This window comes from Brevundimonas sp. (assembly GCF_016463295.1).
Classification (GTDB): domain Bacteria; phylum Pseudomonadota; class Alphaproteobacteria; order Caulobacterales; family Caulobacteraceae; genus Brevundimonas.
Window position 1 is genome coordinate 1 of sequence record NZ_JAEMRO010000041.1, and the last position, 19,117, is coordinate 19,117.

Sequence of the window (19,117 nt, forward strand, 5' to 3'; positions counted from 1 at the left end):
CCTTCTCCTTGGCCATATCGCGGACCTCGGGGCTGGGGCCGTCCATCATGCTCGCGGTCGAGGCGTCTGCGGTGGCGGCTGCAGCGGCTGCGGCATCCTCTGCGTCCGCCGACGTTGTATCGGCGGGAGCGGGGGCGGGTCGTGGCGCAGGTCGAGGAGCCTGGACGACCGGAGCGGGCGGCGGGGCGTTCTTGTCGATGGCCACGGCGTCGACGGCATTGTCGGCAGCGGCCGGCGCAGAGGGGCTTTCCGCCGGTTGATTGCAGGCGGTCAGGGCCAGGGTGGCCAGGGCGGCGGTGGTCAGGATCAGCATACGCATGGTGGTCTTCTCCCTGTCTATGGCACGGCTAACGGTCAAGCTGGCCTGTGGTTGCGCGGCATCCGTCCACGGCTATCGCGCGGCGACGCTTGAACCCGGACGCACGCGAACCACATACTGATCCGAAGGCCACGGAATGTGGGCCGAGTCGAAACGCCGGGGCCCCTTGCCCCGGACGCCCCCTCGGCGGGTCAGAGATCAACGAAGACCCCGGAAAGTACGAGAATGACCGAGACCAAGATTTTGCCCGTCCTGCCGCTGCGCGACATCGTCGTGTTCCCGCACATGGTCGTGCCGCTGTTCGTCGGCCGTGAGAAGTCCGTCAAGGCGCTGGACGAGATCATGAAGGGTGAAAAGCAGATCCTGCTGGCCACCCAGAAGAATTCGACGGACGACGATCCCGCCGCCGATGCCATCTATCCGATCGGCGTGCTGGCGACCGTTCTGCAACTTCTGAAATTGCCCGATGGCACGGTGAAGGTGCTGGTCGAGGGCAAGGGGCGTGCGCGCCTGACGCGGTTTACCGACCGGGCCGACTATTTCGAGGCCGAGGCCGTCGAGATCGAAGAGGACATGGGCGAGCCGGCCCAGTCCGAAGCCCTGCTGCGCGCGGTGATCGAGCAGTTCGAAAACTATGTGAAGCTGAACAAGAAGGTGCCGCCCGAGGCCCTCAGCTCCATCCCCCAGATCACCGATCCGTCCAAGCTGGCCGACAGCGTGGCCGCCCATCTGTCGGTCAAGATCACCGACAAGCAGGGCCTGCTGGAAACCTTCGCCGTGCCCGAGCGGCTGGAGAAGGTCTATGGCCTGATGGAGGGCGAGATTTCGGTCCTGCAGGTCGAAAAGAAGATCCGCTCGCGCGTGAAGCGCCAGATGGAGAAGACCCAGCGCGAATATTATCTGAACGAGCAGATGAAGGCGATCCAGCGCGAGCTGGGCGAGACCGACGACAGCCGTGACGAGATCATGGAGCTGGAGAAGCGCATCCGGAAGACGCGCCTGTCCAAGGAGGCTCGCACCAAGGCCGAGGCCGAGGTCAAGAAGCTGCGCAACATGAGCCCGATGTCGGCCGAATCCACGGTGGTGCGCAACTATCTGGACTGGCTGCTGTCGATCCCGTGGGGCAAGACCAAGCAGAAGCCGATCGACCTGGCCAAGGCGGAGGATATCCTCGAGGAGGACCACTACGGCCTGGAGAAGGTCAAGGAACGGATTATCGAATATCTGGCGGTGCAGGCGCGCACCAACAGCCTGAAGGGCCCGATCCTGTGCCTCGTTGGCCCTCCCGGTGTCGGCAAGACGTCGCTGGCCAAGTCGATCGCCAAGGCGACGGGGCGCGAATACGTCCGCATGTCGCTGGGCGGTATGCGTGACGAGGCGGAGATCCGCGGTCACCGCCGGACCTATATCGGCTCCATGCCCGGCAAGATCATCCAGTCCATGAAGAAGGTGAAGACCACCAACGCCTTCATCCTGCTGGACGAGATCGACAAGCTGGGCGCCGACTGGCGGGGGGATCCGTCTTCGGCCCTGCTGGAGGTGCTGGATCCGGCGCAGAACAATGCGTTCGGCGACCACTATCTGGAGGTCGACTACGACCTGTCGAACATCATGTTCGTGACCACGGCCAACAGCCTGAACATGCCTCAGCCGCTGATGGACCGGATGGAGATCATCCGGGTCAGTGGTTACACCGAGGACGAGAAGGTCGAGATCGCCAAGCGGCACGTCCTGCCTAAGGTGACCAAGGACAATGGCCTGACGCCGGCGGAGTTCGTGGTGCCGGACGAGACCATCCGCGACCTGATCCGCTACTATACGCGGGAGGCCGGGGTGCGGTCGCTGGAGCGGGCGCTGGGCGGCCTGGCCCGCAAGGCCGTGCGCGAGATGTCCAAGGAGAAGCTGTCGTCGATCACGGTCGATGCGGCCAAGCTGGCCGATTACGCGGGCGTCAAGAAGTTCCGCTATGGCGAGACGGACGAGGAGGATCAGGTCGGCATCGTCACGGGTCTGGCCTGGACCGAGTTCGGCGGCGACATCCTGACTATCGAGGCGATCAAGATGCCGGGCCGCGGTCGCATGACCGTCACCGGCAACCTGAAAGAGGTGATGAAGGAGAGTGTCTCGGCGGCTGCGTCCTATACGCGGGCGCGTGCGCTGAGCTTCGGCGTCAAGCCGCCGGTGTTCGAGAAGACCGACATCCACGTGCACGTGCCGGACGGCGCGACGCCCAAGGATGGTCCCTCGGCGGGTGTGGCGATGACCGTGGCTATGGTCAGTGTCCTAACGGGCATACCGATCCGTAAGGACATCGCCATGACCGGTGAGATCACCCTGCGCGGGCGGGTCACAGCCATCGGCGGGCTGAAGGAGAAGCTGCTGGCCGCGCTTCGGTCCGGTATCAAGACGGTGCTGATCCCCGAAGAGAATGAGAAGGACCTGGCCGACGTGCCCGACAATGTGAAGTCGGCCCTGGAGATCGTCCCGATCAAGACGGCGGACGAGGCCCTGAAATGGGCCCTGACCGGATCGCTGACGCCGGTGGAATGGGACGAGGCGGCCGAGCCCCTGCCGGCCCCTCAGCCGGTGCAGGACCCTGGCACCGTGGTCGCCACGCACTGATCGAAAAGAACCCCGCCCGGAGCGGTCCGGGCGGGGTTTTTTGGATGATGCCTCAGATGTCTAGTCCCGGCTTGGTATAGACGGGGGGCTGCGGGTAGCCGAAGAGCCTCCGGCATATCCCGGTTCGAAGGGGGCACCGGGGATCTCGAGTGCGTAGAAGTAAACCATGCCGCAAGGTGCGACATGGCCGTTTCGCCATTCCGCCGCCCGCAGTCTTGATGCCCTGGCTGGATCGTTCGCCAAGAAGGCAGTTGCAGGTTCCAGAGACATGTCAGGCCCCATCACCTGGCCTGCTATATCGAAGGTTCCGAGGAAGACGACATCGCCAGCACCTACGCGTGTGACGGGCGCGCCGAGACAGTACTCCATTGTATTCATGCGAGACTCGATCCGGTAATCGCCGGGCACGACCGGCATGGCCACCAGGGTTTCACGCCGCTCCCGGTTCGACCCTTTGAACAGAGTCCATTTCACACCGGCATAGAAACCTTCAACCGGGTCGGTTTGGACACGCCGTATCGGCGGCGGAAGGCTGCGGAAGTTTGCGCGTCCAATCCCCAGGCCCTCGCCGTTCGTGCGGCCTGTGCCGACAATGCGAATGATCACGAGCGCCGTCTCCGGAGGAAGCGAGGCAACATTCTCGGGAGTGATGGCCGGTAGGGGTGCCGAAGGTGATTGAACTACCGCTCTGCCAGGGTGGAGTGGGAGCAACGCAGGGATAGGTGGGGGCAGGTTTCGGAGATCGACCGCCTTCAGGCTCAGCGAGTCCTCGCCGTAGTAACCCGGCATTGCTCCCCAGATCGTATCGCCGCGCGCCGCCTCATTATCGAATACGCGTACGATGTCGCCGAGCTCGGGCGTCGCTCTTCCCACGACGATGCTCAGCACCTCTGTCAGTTCATCCCGCTTCATCCGAAAAAGCTGTTCGCCAACATTCTCAGGCAAGCGCACGACACTCCAACCCTGGACGACCATGCAGTTTTCGACATTGGCCTGAAACCGCGCGTTGTCCTGCGCCGTGGCCAGTCCCACGCCGACAAGGCCACCCGTCATTGGCGCATTCTGAGCCTGAGGTGTCGCTGAGGCCCGTGCCGCACATGCCCTCACAGCGTCGTTGTGGCTTGCCAAAGTCGCACCCGCACGGCTGTAGTAGGTGTGGCCGGCTGTCGGTCGCGTCAGGTTCGCGCGCTCACGGCGTTCCTGGGAGGCCGCTGGCGACGTCGCGCCAACGGCCAGGACGGTTGCCACCAACGCGGCCTTCCAGATGATGGTCATGCTTATTTCCCCGCCCCGGAATCGCCCGAGTAATGAGATGTCAGCATGGCATCTAGCGACCGCTAAAGGCTATCCACCATCACCAATTCCGCATCCGCTTTGGCTGTGATCGTGATCGTCGGCTCGTCCGCGATGGCGGCACCGTCGCGGGCGTTCAGCTTCACCCCGTTGACCTCGACCTCGCCGACCGCGGGCACCAGATAGGCGCGGCGGCCCTCGGCCAGGCTGTAGGTCAGGCTTTCGCCCGCGTTCAGCGTGGCCCCCAGCACCTTGGCGTCGGCATTGATGGTCAAGGCATCATCGGTGGTGTCGCCGGAGGCGAGCACCGAGAACTGGCCGGTGCGGTCGCTCTTCGGAAAGACCTTGGCCCCCCAGCTGGGCTGGGCCCCGCGCTTGTCGGCCTCGATCCAGATCTGGAAAAGCGTGGTGGGCTCGTCCTCGAGGTTGAACTCGGAGTGGCGTACGCCCGTGCCTGCGCTCATGACCTGGACGTCGCCTGCGCCGGTTCGGCCCCGGTTGCCCATGGAATCCTCATGGGTGATGGCCCCGGTGCGGACATAGGTGATGATTTCCATGTCCGAATGGGGGTGGGGCGGGAAGCCCGACTTCGCGGCGATGGTGTCGTCGTTCCACACACGCAACCGGCCCCAGTTCATGCGGTTGGGGTCATAGTAGTTGGCGAAGGAGAAGTGGTGTTTGGCGTCCAGCCAACCGTGGTTGGCTCCGCCCAGGCTGGTGAAGGGTCTGACGTCGATCATGGGGGATGCTCCCGGGAATCCGAGGGTTAGAAACCTCGCTGAGGACTATATAGGTAACAGTGTCGGTGGCGAAAAGGGTCGGTTGCGCTGATGTTGGCTGTTACTGGCATGTCCGGGTCTTTCTCTGCTCGTCTACCTCAGGCCGAACCTTATCCGGAACATGGCCCGGTTGCCCTGCCGAACGGATTCTGCCGTCTCTTCAGATGTCCTCGCTGCGGGCAAGGCATTCAGGACAGCTTGCCCGAGCCCAACGTTGAGATGACTTTCCTGAACCACCTGACAACCGCTGAGAACCCGAGCCTCGCTCACTCGACTACACACCACAACCGCAAAGCCATCGCGGACATCGCGATTGATTGCGCGGTCCGGGATCGTGATGTTTGGCGGAGTATCCCAACTCATCACGGCCGATCCGGCTTGGCCGTCAAAAACAAATGACGTCGTGCCCAAACGGCGGCGGGGCGGCAAATCTTCAGGGATGCGACCCTCGCGATCTCTCACACCCCCGTCGGGGGACCGGAAGTAGGTCGTGAAGGTAACGGAGCCTTCGCGCTGGAAACGCGCAATCCCGTCGGGCGACAATCGACCTGTTGGCATTCCGGTGAGTTGCTCGGCACCAAATCCCTGCCCTTCAGGCCGCTCGCTCAATATCTCGCAGTTCGACAATATGCCCTCTGCGCTGACGGTGCGGCACGTCGTACGGACTGTTCCTGTCGTTGTGTCCCTGATGAGAGCTTCAAGGGGAAAGAGGGGCAAGGGCGGTTCGATCCATTCCCACGGCTCGATAGGTGGTGGAGCGATCCGGCCCGTGGGCAGGCGAGCCTGTAGTGGCGGCGCTGGCGGGGGGGCCTGAAGGGAGCTGTCCGACAAGGCCAAGGCGAGCAGGGCAATCTGAATCATGCGGATGTTCCAAGCCGTTTTTAGCGCGGCTATCTTGAGTTGATTGTGATCTAAAAAGAGTCGCTGCTACTTTACCTGACAGATATCTAAGGCGTTTCTACCACCTGCGCCCGATGCCTCAGCATGGCGTCGGCCAGCACGCAGGCCGCCATGGCCTCCACCACCGGCACGCCGCGCAGGGCGACGCAGGGGTCGTGGCGACCCTTGGTGCGCAGGTCGGTCTCGGCACCGTCGCGGGTGATGGTCTGGCGCGGGGTCAGGATGGAGGATGTGGGCTTGAAGGCGACGCGGGCCGTCAGAGGCTGGCCCGTCGATATGCCGCCCAGGATGCCGCCCGCATGGTTCGACAGGAAGACGGGCTGGCCATCGTCGCCGAGGCGCATCTGGTCGGCATTGTCCTCGCCTGACAGCTCCGCCGAGGCGAAGCCGGCACCGATCTCCACGCCCTTGACGGCATTGATCGACATCAGGGCGGCGGCCAGTTCGGCGTCCAGCTTGCCATACAGGGGACTGCCCCAGCCGGCAGGGACGCCCGTGACCTCCAGCGCCGCGACGGCACCGATAGACGAGCCGGCCTTGCGCACACCGTCCAGATAGGCCTCCCACTCGGCCCCGACGGTGGCCGAGGCGGCGAACAGGGGATTGTCGTAGACGGCGTCGAAGTCGATTTGATCGTCGGGCAGGCGGTGCGGCCCCAGCTGGATCACGCCAGCGCGGATGCGGATGTCTGGCCCCAGAACTTTGCGCGCCACGGCCCCTGCGGCCACACGCATGGCCGTCTCTCGCGCCGAGGAGCGGCCGCCGCCCCGATGATCGCGCACGCCGTATTTGGTTTGATAGGTCAGGTCGGCATGGCCGGGGCGATAGGCGCGGGCGATCTCGCCATAGTCCTTGGAGCGGGCGTCCTCGTTATGGATCTCGATGGCGATGGGGGTGCCGGTGGTGACGGGTCCGTTTCCGTCGTCGAAGACGCCGGACAGGATGCGGGCGGTGTCGCTTTCGCTGCGCTGGGTGACGAAGCGGCTGCCGCCGGGTTTGCGTCGGTCCAGCCAGGGTCGCAGGTCGGCCTCGGTCAGCGGGATCAGGGGCGGGCAGCCGTCGATGACGCAGCCGATGGCTGGCCCGTGGCTCTCGCCCCAGGTGGTCACGCGAAACAGATGGCCGAAGGTGTTGTGGGACATGGTCCCTGACGCTTAAGCCGCCAGCCGGTCCGGCGTCCAGACCCGCGTGAAGCGCGCCAGCAGGTCGTCGGCGGAGGAGGGAGCATCGGCGCTGGGTTGCAGCGTCACGAACAGGTGGCCCTGGGGGCGTCGCCCGCGAGCCGGCAGGCCCAGGCCCTTGAGGCGGAGCTGGGTCGTGGTGGCCGACAATCCTGCGACGACCCAGGCCGAGCGTGGCCCGGCGTGGGTGTCGATATCGATCCGGCCGCCATCATCCAGCAGGCGCTGAGAGACGGGCCAACGCATGTAGACGTCGTCGCCCATGATCCGCAGACTGGCCGTCGGGCGGATCAGGACGGGCAGATACAGGTCGTTGCCGTCAGGGGCTGCCACGGTCAGGCGGACGTGGTCCCCGGTCCGCAGGCCGGCTGGGACCCGCACGCGCAGGGTGCGTTTACCGAGGCGGACCTCGACGGTGCCGCCTTCCAGCGCCTGGGTCGGCGAAAGGGCCACGACCGTCAGACCCGCAGGTCGAGCCTTGGGCGCGGGCAGGGCGAGGTGTCCCGCGCCTTGCATGCGGATCAGACCCCAGGCCGCGATCACGCGCCGGAAATGGTCTTCATTGCCGCCGATCAGGTCGGGCCGGGCCGCCTTGATCGCGCGGCGGAAGGCCGCCTTCAGCGCCTCGCCGTCGGCAGGGCCATCGAGGCCGAGCAGGGCGTGGGCCTCCGCGATCGAGGCGATTTCGGAGGTGGAGCGCGACGACATGGCCCCAGTGGGCGCAGAACAGGGTCAACGCGCGGTTAACCGTGACAGCATGCCCCTCCCAAAAGCGTCGGTCCGGGTCTATCTGGAAGCCATGACCGCACCCGTGATCCCACCCAGCCCGACCCGCGAAGAGTATGACCGGGATTATGCCGCCGCCCTGGCCGCCAACGGCGACGAGACCATCTTTGACCGGGATGAGCCGATCAGCCTGATCGTCGAATGGCTGGCGCAGGCAAGGGCGCATGAGATCAACGATTCCAACGCCATGTGTCTGTCGACTGTGGATGGCGAGGGTCTGCCCGATAGCCGGATGGTGCTGCTGAAGGACGTCGATGATCGCGGCCTGACCTTCTATTCCAATCGCGAGAGCGCCAAGGGAAAGCAGGTCACGGCGAGACCCGCTGCGGCGCTGCTGTTCCACTGGAAGAGCCTGCGGCGGCAGGTGCGGGTGCGTGGGCGGCTGGAGCCGGTCAGTGCGGCCGAGGCCGACGCCTATTTCGCCAGTCGGGCGCGCGAGAGCCGGATCGGAGCCTGGGCCTCGGACCAGTCGCGACCGCTGGACAGCCGCGCGGCGCTTGAGGCGGCGGTGGCCGAACAGACAGCGCGGTTCGAGGGGCAGGATGTGCCGCGACCCGAGCACTGGACAGGCTGGCGCGTCATTCCCGACAGCGTGGAGTTCTGGCGCGACCGGCCGTTCCGGCTGCACGACCGGTTGCGGTTCGACCGGGACGGGCAAGGGTGGACGAAAACCCGCCTCTGGCCCTGAAGCTAGGCGGCCTTGAGCCCTGCAAGCAGCGGGTGGGCCAGGACCGGCGCGGCCAGGCGGACCACGGCCTGGGTGTCTTCCAGACGCACGGCGGCGGTCGCATCGGCGATGATGAAGTCGGCCCGGACCCGTGACGGCTCGGTCAGGCGTTCGTGGCCGGGGCGGACGGTCGCCAGATACTGGGCGACGACGGAATCGGCGGTGCGCCCCCGCTCGCTCTGATCGCGCAGCAGGCGGCGGATGAAGCGGATGTCGGCGGGGGTGTCCACGAAGACGCGGATGTCGAACAGATCGACCAGATCCGGCGTGCACAGCACATGGGTGCCCTCGACGATCACGACCTCGGCGGCCCGAACGGGCTCGCCGCCGGGCTCGCGGCCGTGGTGGATGAAGGAATAGACCGGGGCCACAATGTCCTGGCCGGACTTGAGCGCGCGCAGGTCACGGACCATCAGCTCGTGGTCGCGGGCGGTGACGTCGTCGAAATCGAAGGTGGCGGCGTCGAAGCCGGGCAGGCTGGCCGCATCGCGATAATAGCTGTCCTCGCGCATCAGGACCGCTGTGCCTTCGGGCAGGGAGGCGACGAGCGCTTCGGCCAAAGTGCTCTTGCCCGAGCCCGAGCCGCCGGTGATCGCGATGAGGATTGCCATGGCTGTGTCCTAGACCGGGCGATGCATCCTGCAAAGTCATCGCGCCGCCGTCAGATCACGAGCCGGTCATCTGCGACAGACTTGCCCTAGCGTCACGTTGCTTAACGCCGATCACCTGATTAGCGTGGCTTCAAGTGCCCCGGACCGTGGGCGCAAATCGAGGGACGCAGATGCTTGGATTGATGCAGGACTGGCCGCTGACGGTCGACAAGATACTGGACCACGCCAAGAACTGGCACGGCGCACGCGAGGTCGTGACCCGGTCGGTCGAGGGACCCATCGTCCGTACCACCTATGCCGACATCCACGCGCGGGCCAAGCGGGTGTCCAGCGTGCTGCAGGGCTGGGCCATCGGCGTCGGCGACCGGATCGGCACCCTGGCCTGGAACACCGGCAACCATATCGAGACCTGGTACGGCATCATGGGGATCGGGGCGGTCTGCCACACCCTGAATCCGCGCCTGTTCCCGGAGCAACTCGTCTATATCATCAACCACGGCGGCGACCGGGTCATCTTCGTCGATCTGACGTTCGTGCCGCTGTTGCAGGCGGTGCTGCCGCACTGTCCCAAGGTCGAGAGGGTCGTGGTCATGACCGACCGGGCGCATATGCCCGCCGTCGAGCTGCCTGGTCTGGAATGCTATGAGGACCTGCTGGAGGGCGCGTCCGAAGACGTGGTCTGGGGCGACTTCGACGAGCAGACGGCCTGCGGCCTTTGCTACACCTCGGGCACGACGGGCAACCCCAAGGGGGTGCTGTATTCGCACCGCTCCAACTTCATCCATACGCTGCTGGGTCTGCAGAGCACGGTACTGGGGGCGACGCCCAGTGAGGTGATCCTGCCGGTCGTGCCCATGTTCCACGCCAATGCCTGGGGGATCGCCTTCGGCGCACCGGGCGCGGGCTCCAAGCTGGTCATGCCGGGCGCACGGATGGATGGTGCGGCCATCTATGAGCTGATCGAAAGCGAGGGCGTGACCTTCTCCGCCGCCGTGCCGACGGTCTGGCAGGGGCTGCTGGCGCACCTGCGCGAGCACAAGCTGAAGATCCCGACGGTCAAGCGCGTGCTGATCGGCGGCTCGGCGGTGCCGGAGAGCCTGATCCGGGCCTTCCACGACGAGTTCGGCATCGAGGTGCTGCAGGGCTGGGGCATGACCGAGACCTCGCCGATCGGCACCCTGTCCAACATGACGCCGGAGCTGCGCGCCCTGCCGTACGACGAGCAGATGAAGTGGCGGATCAAGCAGGGCACGCCGCCGCTGGGTGTCGAGCTCAAGCTGAAGAACTATGCCGGTCAGGAGATGCCGCACGACGGGCACACCTACGGTCGTCTGATGATCAAGGGGCCGACCATCGCGGGCGCCTATTTCAACGACGAGACCCCGATCCTGGATACCGAAGGCTTCTTCGACACCGGCGACGTCTCGACCATCGACGAACACGGCTTCATGCAGATCACCGACCGGGCCAAGGATGTGATCAAGTCCGGCGGGGAGTGGATCAGCTCGATCGAGATCGAGAACATCGCTGTGGGCCATCCCAAGGTCGAACTGGCCGCCGTCATCGGCGCCGCGCATCCGAAATGGGATGAGCGCCCGGTGCTGATCGTCAAGCTGAAGCCCGGGGAGAGCCAGGACAAGCAGGAGCATCTGGACTTCCTGGTCGGCAAGATCGCCAAATGGTGGATGCCCGATGACGTGGTCTTCGTGGACGACATTCCGCTGGGGGCGACCGGCAAGGTCGACAAGAAGCTGATCCGCGAGCGGATGAAGGACTATCGCATCCCGACGGCGGGTTGAGCGCATGGCCCGTGCCCGACCGAAGCATGAGGGATTGGTTCAGGGTCTGACGCTGGTCACCCTGGCCGCGCCGTTTCTGTTGCTGATCGCCGCCTTCGGGACCTCGCTGGGGTTCTGGGGGGCGTCGGTGGGGTATGATCTGCTGGCGCTGCAGGTCGCTTGGGCACTGGCATTCGTGGGCGTGGTGGCGGCCCTTGCGGCGGCGGTCTTGGCGCGACGCGATCTGAAGCGACTGGGGCTTTATGTGGTCGTGGCTCTTGTCGTGTCGCTGGGCACCCTGGGAGCCTTTGCCTGGCAGAAGGCGCGGCTGGCCGAGGGCCTGCCCGAGGATGTCAGCACCAATCCCGATGACCGGCCTGGGTTTTCGGACGCGGTCGCGGCGGCACGCGGGGAGGGTGGACCGGCAACGGCCATCGGCCCGGAAGCCTGTCCGGCGGCCCAGCCCGTGATGCGACAGGTCGCGCCCCAGCGAGCCTACGAGGCCTTGCAGGCGGCGGGCTTCACGGCGCGAGGGGCTTTTGCGGCGCGGGCCGACGGCGACCGGACCGGCTTCTGGTTCGGCTTCACCCACGATGCGGTGGTGCGGATCCGGCCGGGTCGGACCGACGTCCGTGTCGCAGCGCGGGACGGGCGCTCCCACGGCGGCGAGGCCTGTCGTCTGGCCGGCGAGATCAGCCGGGCCTTGCAGACCGCCGAATAGGGTTCACACCGGGGTCCAGTCGGCGTCGATGGTCGGAAAGGGGGCGGCCCGAACCCGTCCGGCCTTCTCCAGCGCGATCAGATGCGCCCAGACCGACAGGCTGGCGGCGGGCCACAGGCGCGGATCGACGGCGGCGTAGAGTACCGGCACGATGTCGGCGACGCGGGTGTGGCCAGATCGCACCTGTGAAAGTACCTGGGCTTCGCGATCCAGACGGTGGGTTCGGTAGGCCTGCAGAAACGGCGCTGGATCGGTGATCGGCGCGCCATGGGTGGGCCACAGGGTGGCGAACCGCCGCACGATGACCTGATCCAGACTGGCCATGTAGTCCGTCATGTCACCATCGGGCGGGGCCACCACGCTGGTGGACCAGCCCATGACGTGGTCGCCACAGAACAGGGCGTTTTCGTCCTCCAGCACGAAGGCCATGTGATTCGAGGCATGGCCGGGCGTGAACAGGGCCTCGATGGTCCAGCCGTCCCCGTTCAGCCGCTCGCCGCCCTCAAGCACCACGTCGGGCTGGAAGGCCTCGTCCTCGTCCTCGTCCAGTGAACCCGAAGCGTGAACGGTCCGCTGCGGTGGCCGGGCCGCGAGGATCGGTGCATGGACCGCTTCGGCGAATGGATGCGCCAGGGGGGCGTGATCGCGGTGGGTGTGGGTGACCAGCACGTGGCTGACTGGCTGACCTTGGACGGCTTCGAGCAGGGCGGCCAGATGGGCCTCGTCCAGCGGGCCGGGATCGATGACGGCGACGCCCGCACCGGGTTCATCCCGCCCGATGATGTACGTGCCCGTACCTGTGAAGGTGAACGGACTGGGATTGTTGGCGATCACGCGCCGGATCAGCGGCGAGACCTGGTCGCACCGACCATAGGCGAAGTCGAAATCGCGGACGAAGGGGATCATTTGGCGCCTCTGTCTGGCAACCGCGAACGGCACCGGGCTTGCGTTAGGGTTTCGTAAACCCTTTGCGGAGCGCTGATCGTGGCCCTGTCCATCGCCCTGACTGTCTCAAAACGGCTCCAGATCGTCGCCGTGACGGTGCTGTGTATCATGGCGAGCCAGTTGGTGGTGGCGTCCTGCACGCCCGAGCCGGCATCCTATGCAGCGCGTGGTGCCCTGATCCGCTGATCAGAGGGGCAGCCGGCTGAGATCGTAGCCCGCCGACGCGGCGGCGGCGCGCAGATTGTCGGCATCGGCACCGTCCAGCCGCTGCGCCATGGCCCAGGCGGCGGTGGACCGCATGCCGGACCGACAGAACATGGCTGTGCGAGCGTTCGCGTCTGCGTCGGCCTTCAGCCGTTCGGCCACCCGAGCGACCGCCTGATCCTCGGGCATGCCGCGGATAGGCGCGTGCAGATAGGCCAGGCCCGCCGCCGTCGCTGCAGCCTCAACTTCGGATGATGACGGCTGGCCGGCTTCCTCATCGTCGGGGCGATTGTTGATCACGCTGGCATAGCCCTGAGCCGCCAGCACGGCCATGTCCGAAGGCTGCAGTTGCGGACCGACGCTGACCGAAGCCGACAGGGATTTGAGCTGGGCCATGACTATTGTCTCCTGACGCGGACCACGCCGCTGCGACCGACGGTAAGAAGATAGCTTCCCAGAGCACCCCGTCGAACCCGCACGGCCTCGCCTTCGCGATTGACGATGCGGACGCGGTCGGTGTCGGTCTGTCGCCAGGTGCTGCCGTCAGCCAGCACGAAGGTCCAGCGATTGTCGTCGGCCTGACTGGCGCGGACCAGGGTCGTTTCGATGGCGTCGATGCGGTCTTCGGGTCGCGCGGGTTGCAGGATGTCGGCGGGGGCGGTGGTCGAGCCGAAGGCCTGGCGACGCGCGGCGGTCGCCTGGGCGCGATCGACCACCAGAAGCTCGCCGCTGGACAGGGCAGTCTGAAGCCCTTGCGCCGAGCGATCGAAGCAGGCGAGGCGATCGCTGGTGGCGGCGATCGCACGGCAGTTCACCAGATCGGCGACAACAGGCGGCAAGGTGGCCGATGACGGCTCCTGAGCGACGGCATCAGAGGCACTTGCCACCAGTATACAGCAAACGGCAGCGCTTAACATTTTGAGAACCATAAATTCCTCGATGATCAGGCGGTTCGGCGCTGGAGAGTGTCGCAGGTGGCGTGTCGCAGAACCAGCGAAATGGCATGTACCGGTACGTGTCAAGAATGCGACACCTTTCCGACAGCCGCCTTACAACCATGTAATTTTCTAGCCTAATAGGCGAGTCGGTGCCTAACTCGACAGGATTGCGAGGCTTCGGCCTGCCGCAAGGTAAATACTTACGCAACCGCGGTGTCCCGCAACATGAGCGTCACTGCTCCCGGGCACCATGAGGGGAGACTACACTTGAAGGTTCAACAAAACCGCCGCCGCCTGCTGGCGTCGACCATCATCGCAGGGGCCTCGGCGCTCGCATTCGTCGCGCCGGCCATGGCGCAGGATGCCGAAAGCCCGACCTCGATCGATGACGTCGTCGTCACCGGTTCGCGCATCGTCCGTCAGGACTATGTGGCCAACAGCCCGATTTCGACCGTCACCGCCGAGCAGATCCAGGCGCGCGGCGACGTCAACGTCGAGCAGATCCTGAACCAGCTGCCTCAGGTCGTGCCCGGCCTGTCCGCCAACTCCAACAACCCCTCGAACGGTTCGGCCACGGTCGATCTTCGTGGCCTCGGCGCCAGCCGCACCCTGGTGCTGGTCAACGGCCACCGCTTCATCCCCTATGACAAGAGCAATGCCGTCGACCTGAACAGCATCCCCGCCTCGCTGATCGAGCGCGTGGAAGTGGTCACCGGTGGTGCCTCGGCCGTGTACGGCTCCGACGCCCTGGCCGGCGTCGTGAACTTCATCTTCAAGCGCAACTACGAAGGTTTCGGCTTCGACACCCAGTACGGCATCACCGGCCATGGTGACGGCGAGCAGTTCAACGCCTCGCTGACCTTCGGCTCGAACTTCGCCGACGACCGCGGCAACGTCACCGGCTTCGTCGGTTACTCGGACCGTGACGGCTTCCTGCCGAACGAAGATCGTCCGTGGTCCGTGTCCAGCGCCGCCGGCGGTTCCGGCACCGGTGAGTACGGTGGTCTGAACAACCTGGGCACCAACCCCTACACCGCAGCTGGCTGTCCCACGGCCAACCCCTGCCGTCGTTCGTTCCGCACGCCCGGCGTCCCCGGCCCGTTCAACAACGACTTCGGCCTGGGCCCGACCAGCGATCGCTATGACTTCGCGCCGGTCAACCTGCTGCAGTCGCCTTCGGAGCGCTTCAACATCGCCCTGATGGGTCACTATGCGGTCACCGATACCGTCGAAGCCTTCGCCGAGGTCTTCTACACGGACAGCCGCAACACGACCCAGCTGGCACCGACCCCCGCGACCGGCATCCTGATTCCGTACGACAACTTCTTCGTGCAGAATTCGCCGGCCCTGCTGGCCTATGCCAACTCGCGCCCCGACCCCGACGCACCGCTGAACTTCGACCGTCGCATGTCGGAAGTCGGAGCCCGTATCCAGGGCAACAACACCGACGTCTATCAGATCAATACCGGCCTGCGCGCCGATCTGGGCGGCGACTGGGAGTTGGAAGGCTACTACAGCTATGGCCGCACCGAGCTGACCACCTCCATCCAGAACGACGTCTCGCGCTCGCGCCTGAACGCCGCCCTGGCCGGTGGCGGCACGGCCACGACCTGCGCCCCTTCGGCGCTGGCGCTGTTCCCGACCTGCGTGCCGATCAACCTGTTCGGTCGCGGTACCATCACGCCTGAAGCGGCCGCCTTTGTGCGCCTGAACTTCACGGACCGCAGCGTGTTTGAGCGTAACAACGCCCAGCTGAACCTCACGGGTACCTTGGTCGAACTGCCGGCCGGCCCGCTGGGCTTCGCCGCCGGTATCGAATATCGCGAAGACGTTCTGGCCTATACGCCGGATGACGCCAAGAATGCCGGCGACATCTACGGCTTCAACGCCGAGCGGGCCGTCTCAGGCCGCAGCTCGTCGAACGAAGCCTATTTCGAGGCCTCGGTGCCGCTTCTGCGCGACGCGCCGTTCGCTCAGTCGCTGGAACTGGAGCTGGGCGCTCGCTACTCCGACTACAGCACCGTCGGTGGCGTCTGGTCCTACAAGTTCGGCGGTTCGTGGGAGCCGGTCGACAGCCTGCGCCTGCGCGCCCTCTACCAGCGCGCCAGCCGTGCGCCGAACGTGTTCGAACTGTTCCAGGCCAACGACCAGGGCTTCCCGGCCGTTCTGGACCCCTGCACCACCGTCAACCCGTCGACGGGTGCGGCCCGCACCCTGACCGCAGGCGTTCGCAACTTCTGTACGGCGCAACTCGGCTTCGATCCGGTCACGACCGGCTTTGTCGCCCAGAACACCCAGACCGAATCCTTCTTCTTCGGCAACCCCAGCCTGGCTGAGGAGAAGTCGGACACGGTCACCATCGGTGCCGTTTGGCAGCCGACCTTCGCCGAAGGCCTGTCCTTCTCGCTCGACTATTACAAGATCGAGGTTGAGGACTACATCGGCACCATCCGTGGCGGCGTGTCCGGCATCGTCGGAGCCTGCTTCGCGGCGGGTGAAGCGGCGTCCGGCACGACCGGTGCGGCCGTCTCGTCGATCGCCGAATGTAACGACACGGGCATCGGCCTGCCGCTGATTTTCCGCGATGCGGCCGGCAACCTGAAGGCACGCGCGCCTCTGGGTAACGTCTCGGCCCTGGAAACCAGCGGCGTCGACTTCTCCACCCGTTATGGCTGGGATGTGCCGTGGGCCGGCGGGATGTGGGGCGACACGCTCGATATCGCCGTCAACCTGACCTATCTGGACAGCTATCTGCTGGACGGCATCGAGTACAAGGGCACGGCCGGCGCCTACAACATCAGCGCCACCCTGCCGGAGTGGAAGGCCAACATCTCGCTGGGCTACGACGTCGGTCCGGTGCGCCTGGCCTATTCGGGTACCTTCATCGACGAGCTGGACAACCAGGGCAACATCCCGGACTTCGGCGACCCGTCGGGCTACACCGGTGTCGACGCCTACTGGTACCACGACATCAGCGGTACGTTCCAAGCTACGGAAAACATGGAACTGTTCGCCGGTATCCGGAACCTGCTGGACGAAGAGCCCCCGGTGTTCGACAACGCCCCGGACGGCAACACCGACCCGAACGCCTATGACGTGAACGGTCGCTACTTCTTCTTCGGCGCTCGCCTGAAGTACTAGAGCCCGACGAACGTGCGTTGGAATGGGCGGCGGGGCTTCGGCCTCGCCGCCTTTTTCTTTGCGTGCGGCATGCCGTAGAAAAACCATCGCGGCGCTTCAGGCGTTGCCCCACATCCCGGCCCCTGCGGTCGTCCTTTCTGAGTGCCTGTCTCCATGATCGCCAGCGTTCTTGCCGCCCTTCTTCTGACCCAGACACCGCCCGCGCCGCAGGACGGTCCGGTCGCCACCGCACCGCGCGCCGACGTGGCTGGAGACGGCCCGGTCGCCACGGCGGCCCCCGCAGGCGGCGAGACGACGGAGTCCCTGCGGTTCCGTGAGGCCGTGGCCTATGGCAACGAACTGCCGCGCGGTGCACCGCAGGGGGACTATCCGCTGGTCGCCTGGTGCGAGGCGCTGGTGAACGGTCATGTGGCGCTGGGGGAGAGTCTGAACACCACTGACCCGCTCGACCTGGACATCATCCGCCTGGGTCGTCTGGAGGCGGCCGACTTCCGCTCGGCGCTGGATGCGGCTGAGCCACGTCAGACGGCGGCGTCGCGCGAGGCGGCGCGGGCTGCGGCCGCCGAAGCCACTGGCAAGTGGACGCCGCTGGCCGGTCAGTCCGAAGCCGTGCGCAGCCAGGCGTTCGGCCTGTTCTTCGGCCTGCCCGGACGGTGCGAACACGCGGCGCGCCGTATCCGCGAGAACATCACCACGCCGCCCGTCACCCCGGCCGAAGTCGGGCTGGAGTAGGGGCTCAAGCCGCCGCGTTCCGCCGTGCCAGGTCCGGATCGTAGTTGAGGATCGGGGCCAGCCAGCGTTCGGCCGTCTCCAGGTCCCATCCCTTGCGCCGCGCATAGTCCTCGACCTGGTCGCGGTCGATCTTGCCGACGCCGAAATAGTGGCTCTGCGGATGGCCGAAGTAGAGGCCGCTGACGGACGCCGGCGGCGTCATGGCAAAGCTCTCGGTCAGGGCCATGCCGGCGTTGGCACCAGCGTCCAGCAGGCGGAACAAGGTCGCCTTTTCGGTGTGATCCGGCTGGGCCGGATAGCCGGGGGCCGGGCGTATGCCCTGGTATTTCTCCTCGATCAGGTCCTGGATCGTTGCCGCCTCGTCGGATGCATAGCCCCAGAGCGTCGTCCGCACTTCCTTGTGCAGGCGTTCGGCGAACGCCTCGGCCAGCCGGTCGGCGAGGGCGGTGGCCATAATGGCGGAATAGTCGTCGCCCGCGTCCTTGAAGCGTTTCGACGCTTCCAGCTCGCCGTGACCGGCGGTGACGGCGAAGGCACCGATCCAGTCGTCGCCGGTGGGCGATATGAAGTCCGACAGGGCCGCGTTGGGCTTTCCGTTCGACTTGGCGATCTGCTGGCGCAGGGTGTGGAAGCGGGCGATCTCGGTGGTGCGCGCCTCGTCCTCGAACACCACGATGTCGTCTCCGTCGGCGTTGGCGGGCCAGAAGCCGACGACGCCTTTCGCCGTGAACCACCTCTCCTCGACGATGCGCTTCAGCATCGCCTGGGCGTCGCGGAACAGGTCCCTGGCCGCCTCGCCGACGATCTCGTCTTCCAGAATGTGCGGATAACGCCCGATCAGCTCCCAACTGGCGAAGAAGGGCGTCCAGTCGATGTGCTCGGCCAGATCGGCTAGGTCCCAGGCTTCGTAGGCCCGCACCCCGGTGAAGCTGGGCGCGGCCGGGCGCGGCGCGATCCAGTCGATGGCCACCGGGTTCTTCCTCGCATCGGCGATCGAGGTGCGCGCCTTGACCTCCTGGCCCCGGGCGTACTGCTCGCGGATGCGGATGTATTCGTCGCGCGTCGCAGCCTCGTTCTTCGCCTTCTCGGTCTTGGACAGCAGGCCCGAGACCACGCCTACAGCACGGCTGGCGTCCACGACATAGGTGGTCGAACCCCTCCGATAGGCCGGCTCGATCTTGACCGCCGTATGGGTCCGGCTGGTCGTCGCCCCGCCGATCAGCAGGGGAATGTCGAAGCCGCGCCGCTCCATCTCGCGCGCCACGAACACCATCTCGTCCAGCGATGGTGTGATCAGGCCCGACAGGCCGATGATGTCGACCTTGTGTTCGACGGCGGCGTCGAGGATGCGGTCGGCCGGGACCATGACGCCCAGATCGATGACCTCGTAGTTGTTGCACTGCAGAACGACGCCGACGATGTTCTTGCCGATGTCGTGGA

The 19,117-nt window shown here is 65.9% G+C and carries 17 protein-coding genes and 1 pseudogene; 7 read left to right on the forward strand and 11 right to left on the reverse strand.

The features are described 5' to 3' along the window. Positions 1–319: pseudogene (locus tag JHC81_RS09450) on the reverse strand (hypothetical protein); the annotation flags it as partial. A 225-nt stretch (positions 320–544) separates the two neighbouring features. Between JHC81_RS09450 and lon the strand changes: the two are divergent. Then, positions 545–2,941 carry an endopeptidase La gene (lon, locus tag JHC81_RS09455; protein ID WP_292173749.1) on the forward strand — a complete coding sequence of 799 codons (2,397 nt, stop codon included), beginning with the start codon at positions 545–547 and terminating at the stop codon, positions 2,939–2,941. A 60-nt stretch (positions 2,942–3,001) separates the two neighbouring features. On the opposite strand, the gene JHC81_RS09460 is transcribed toward lon, so the two are convergent. The 5 genes from JHC81_RS09460 to JHC81_RS09480 all read right to left on the reverse strand — a co-directional run bounded on the left by JHC81_RS09460 (position 3,002) and on the right by JHC81_RS09480 (position 7,802). After that, a complete protein-coding gene (locus JHC81_RS09460) occupies positions 3,002–4,216 on the reverse strand; it encodes a hypothetical protein (protein WP_292173752.1) in 1,215 nt (404 codons plus the stop codon). 62 nt (positions 4,217–4,278) lie between these two features. Next, complete coding sequence (locus tag JHC81_RS09465) at positions 4,279–4,974, reverse strand: pirin family protein (protein WP_292173755.1); 696 nt, start codon at positions 4,972–4,974, stop codon at positions 4,279–4,281. Positions 4,975–5,106: 132 nt separating this feature from the next. Then, positions 5,107–5,874 carry a hypothetical protein gene (locus tag JHC81_RS09470; protein ID WP_292173758.1) on the reverse strand — a complete coding sequence of 256 codons (768 nt, stop codon included), beginning with the start codon at positions 5,872–5,874 and terminating at the stop codon, positions 5,107–5,109. Between the two features lie 86 nt (positions 5,875–5,960). Then, on the reverse strand, positions 5,961–7,055 hold the full coding sequence (gene aroC, locus JHC81_RS09475; RefSeq protein ID WP_292173761.1) for a chorismate synthase: 1,095 nt from the start codon (positions 7,053–7,055) through the stop codon (positions 5,961–5,963). Positions 7,056–7,067: 12 nt separating this feature from the next. Continuing rightward, a complete protein-coding gene (locus tag JHC81_RS09480) occupies positions 7,068–7,802 on the reverse strand; it encodes a DnaJ C-terminal domain-containing protein (protein WP_292173764.1) in 735 nt (244 codons plus the stop codon). 91 nt (positions 7,803–7,893) lie between these two features. On the opposite strand from JHC81_RS09480, the gene pdxH reads away from it, so the two are divergent. After that, on the forward strand, positions 7,894–8,568 hold the full coding sequence (gene pdxH / locus JHC81_RS09485) for a pyridoxamine 5'-phosphate oxidase (RefSeq protein ID WP_292173788.1): 675 nt from the start codon (positions 7,894–7,896) through the stop codon (positions 8,566–8,568). A 2-nt stretch (positions 8,569–8,570) separates the two neighbouring features. Here pdxH and udk read toward each other — a convergent pair whose 3' ends face one another. Beyond that, positions 8,571–9,218, reverse strand: a complete 648-nt coding sequence (gene udk / locus JHC81_RS09490; protein ID WP_292173766.1) for a uridine kinase — start codon at positions 9,216–9,218, stop codon at positions 8,571–8,573. Between the two features lie 170 nt (positions 9,219–9,388). Between udk and JHC81_RS09495 the strand changes: the two genes are divergently transcribed. Both JHC81_RS09495 and JHC81_RS09500 read left to right on the forward strand, forming a co-directional pair. Further along, complete coding sequence (locus tag JHC81_RS09495; protein ID WP_292173768.1) at positions 9,389–11,017, forward strand: long-chain-fatty-acid--CoA ligase; 1,629 nt, start codon at positions 9,389–9,391, stop codon at positions 11,015–11,017. A gap of 4 nt (positions 11,018–11,021) precedes the next feature. Then, positions 11,022–11,717, forward strand: coding sequence for a DUF1499 domain-containing protein (locus tag JHC81_RS09500; protein ID WP_292173771.1), 696 nt, complete (start codon positions 11,022–11,024; stop codon positions 11,715–11,717). Between the two features lie 3 nt (positions 11,718–11,720). On the opposite strand, the gene JHC81_RS09505 is transcribed toward JHC81_RS09500, so the two are convergent. Beyond that, positions 11,721–12,623, reverse strand: coding sequence for an MBL fold metallo-hydrolase (locus JHC81_RS09505; protein ID WP_292173774.1), 903 nt, complete (start codon positions 12,621–12,623; stop codon positions 11,721–11,723). Positions 12,624–12,701: 78 nt separating this feature from the next. Between JHC81_RS09505 and JHC81_RS09510 the strand changes: the two genes are divergently transcribed. Next, positions 12,702–12,848, forward strand: coding sequence for a hypothetical protein (locus JHC81_RS09510; protein ID WP_292173776.1), 147 nt, complete (start codon positions 12,702–12,704; stop codon positions 12,846–12,848). On the opposite strand, the gene JHC81_RS09515 is transcribed toward JHC81_RS09510, so the two are convergent. Beyond that, positions 12,849–13,262, reverse strand: a complete 414-nt coding sequence (locus JHC81_RS09515) for a TIGR01244 family sulfur transferase (RefSeq protein WP_292173778.1) — start codon at positions 13,260–13,262, stop codon at positions 12,849–12,851. 2 nt (positions 13,263–13,264) lie between these two features. Beyond that, a complete protein-coding gene (locus JHC81_RS09520; RefSeq protein ID WP_292173779.1) occupies positions 13,265–13,753 on the reverse strand; it encodes a hypothetical protein in 489 nt (162 codons plus the stop codon). Positions 13,754–14,071: 318 nt separating this feature from the next. On the opposite strand from JHC81_RS09520, the gene JHC81_RS09525 reads away from it, so the two are divergent. Then, entirely contained in the window at positions 14,072–16,945 is a 2,874-nt protein-coding gene (locus tag JHC81_RS09525) for a TonB-dependent receptor (protein ID WP_292173781.1), read from the forward strand. A gap of 153 nt (positions 16,946–17,098) precedes the next feature. After that, positions 17,099–17,677, forward strand: coding sequence for a hypothetical protein (locus JHC81_RS09530; protein WP_292173783.1), 579 nt, complete (start codon positions 17,099–17,101; stop codon positions 17,675–17,677). 4 nt (positions 17,678–17,681) lie between these two features. Here JHC81_RS09530 and JHC81_RS09535 read toward each other — a convergent pair. Further along, on the reverse strand, positions 17,682–19,117 hold a 1,436-nt coding region (locus tag JHC81_RS09535; protein ID WP_292173785.1), incomplete at its 5' end, for a vitamin B12 dependent-methionine synthase activation domain-containing protein.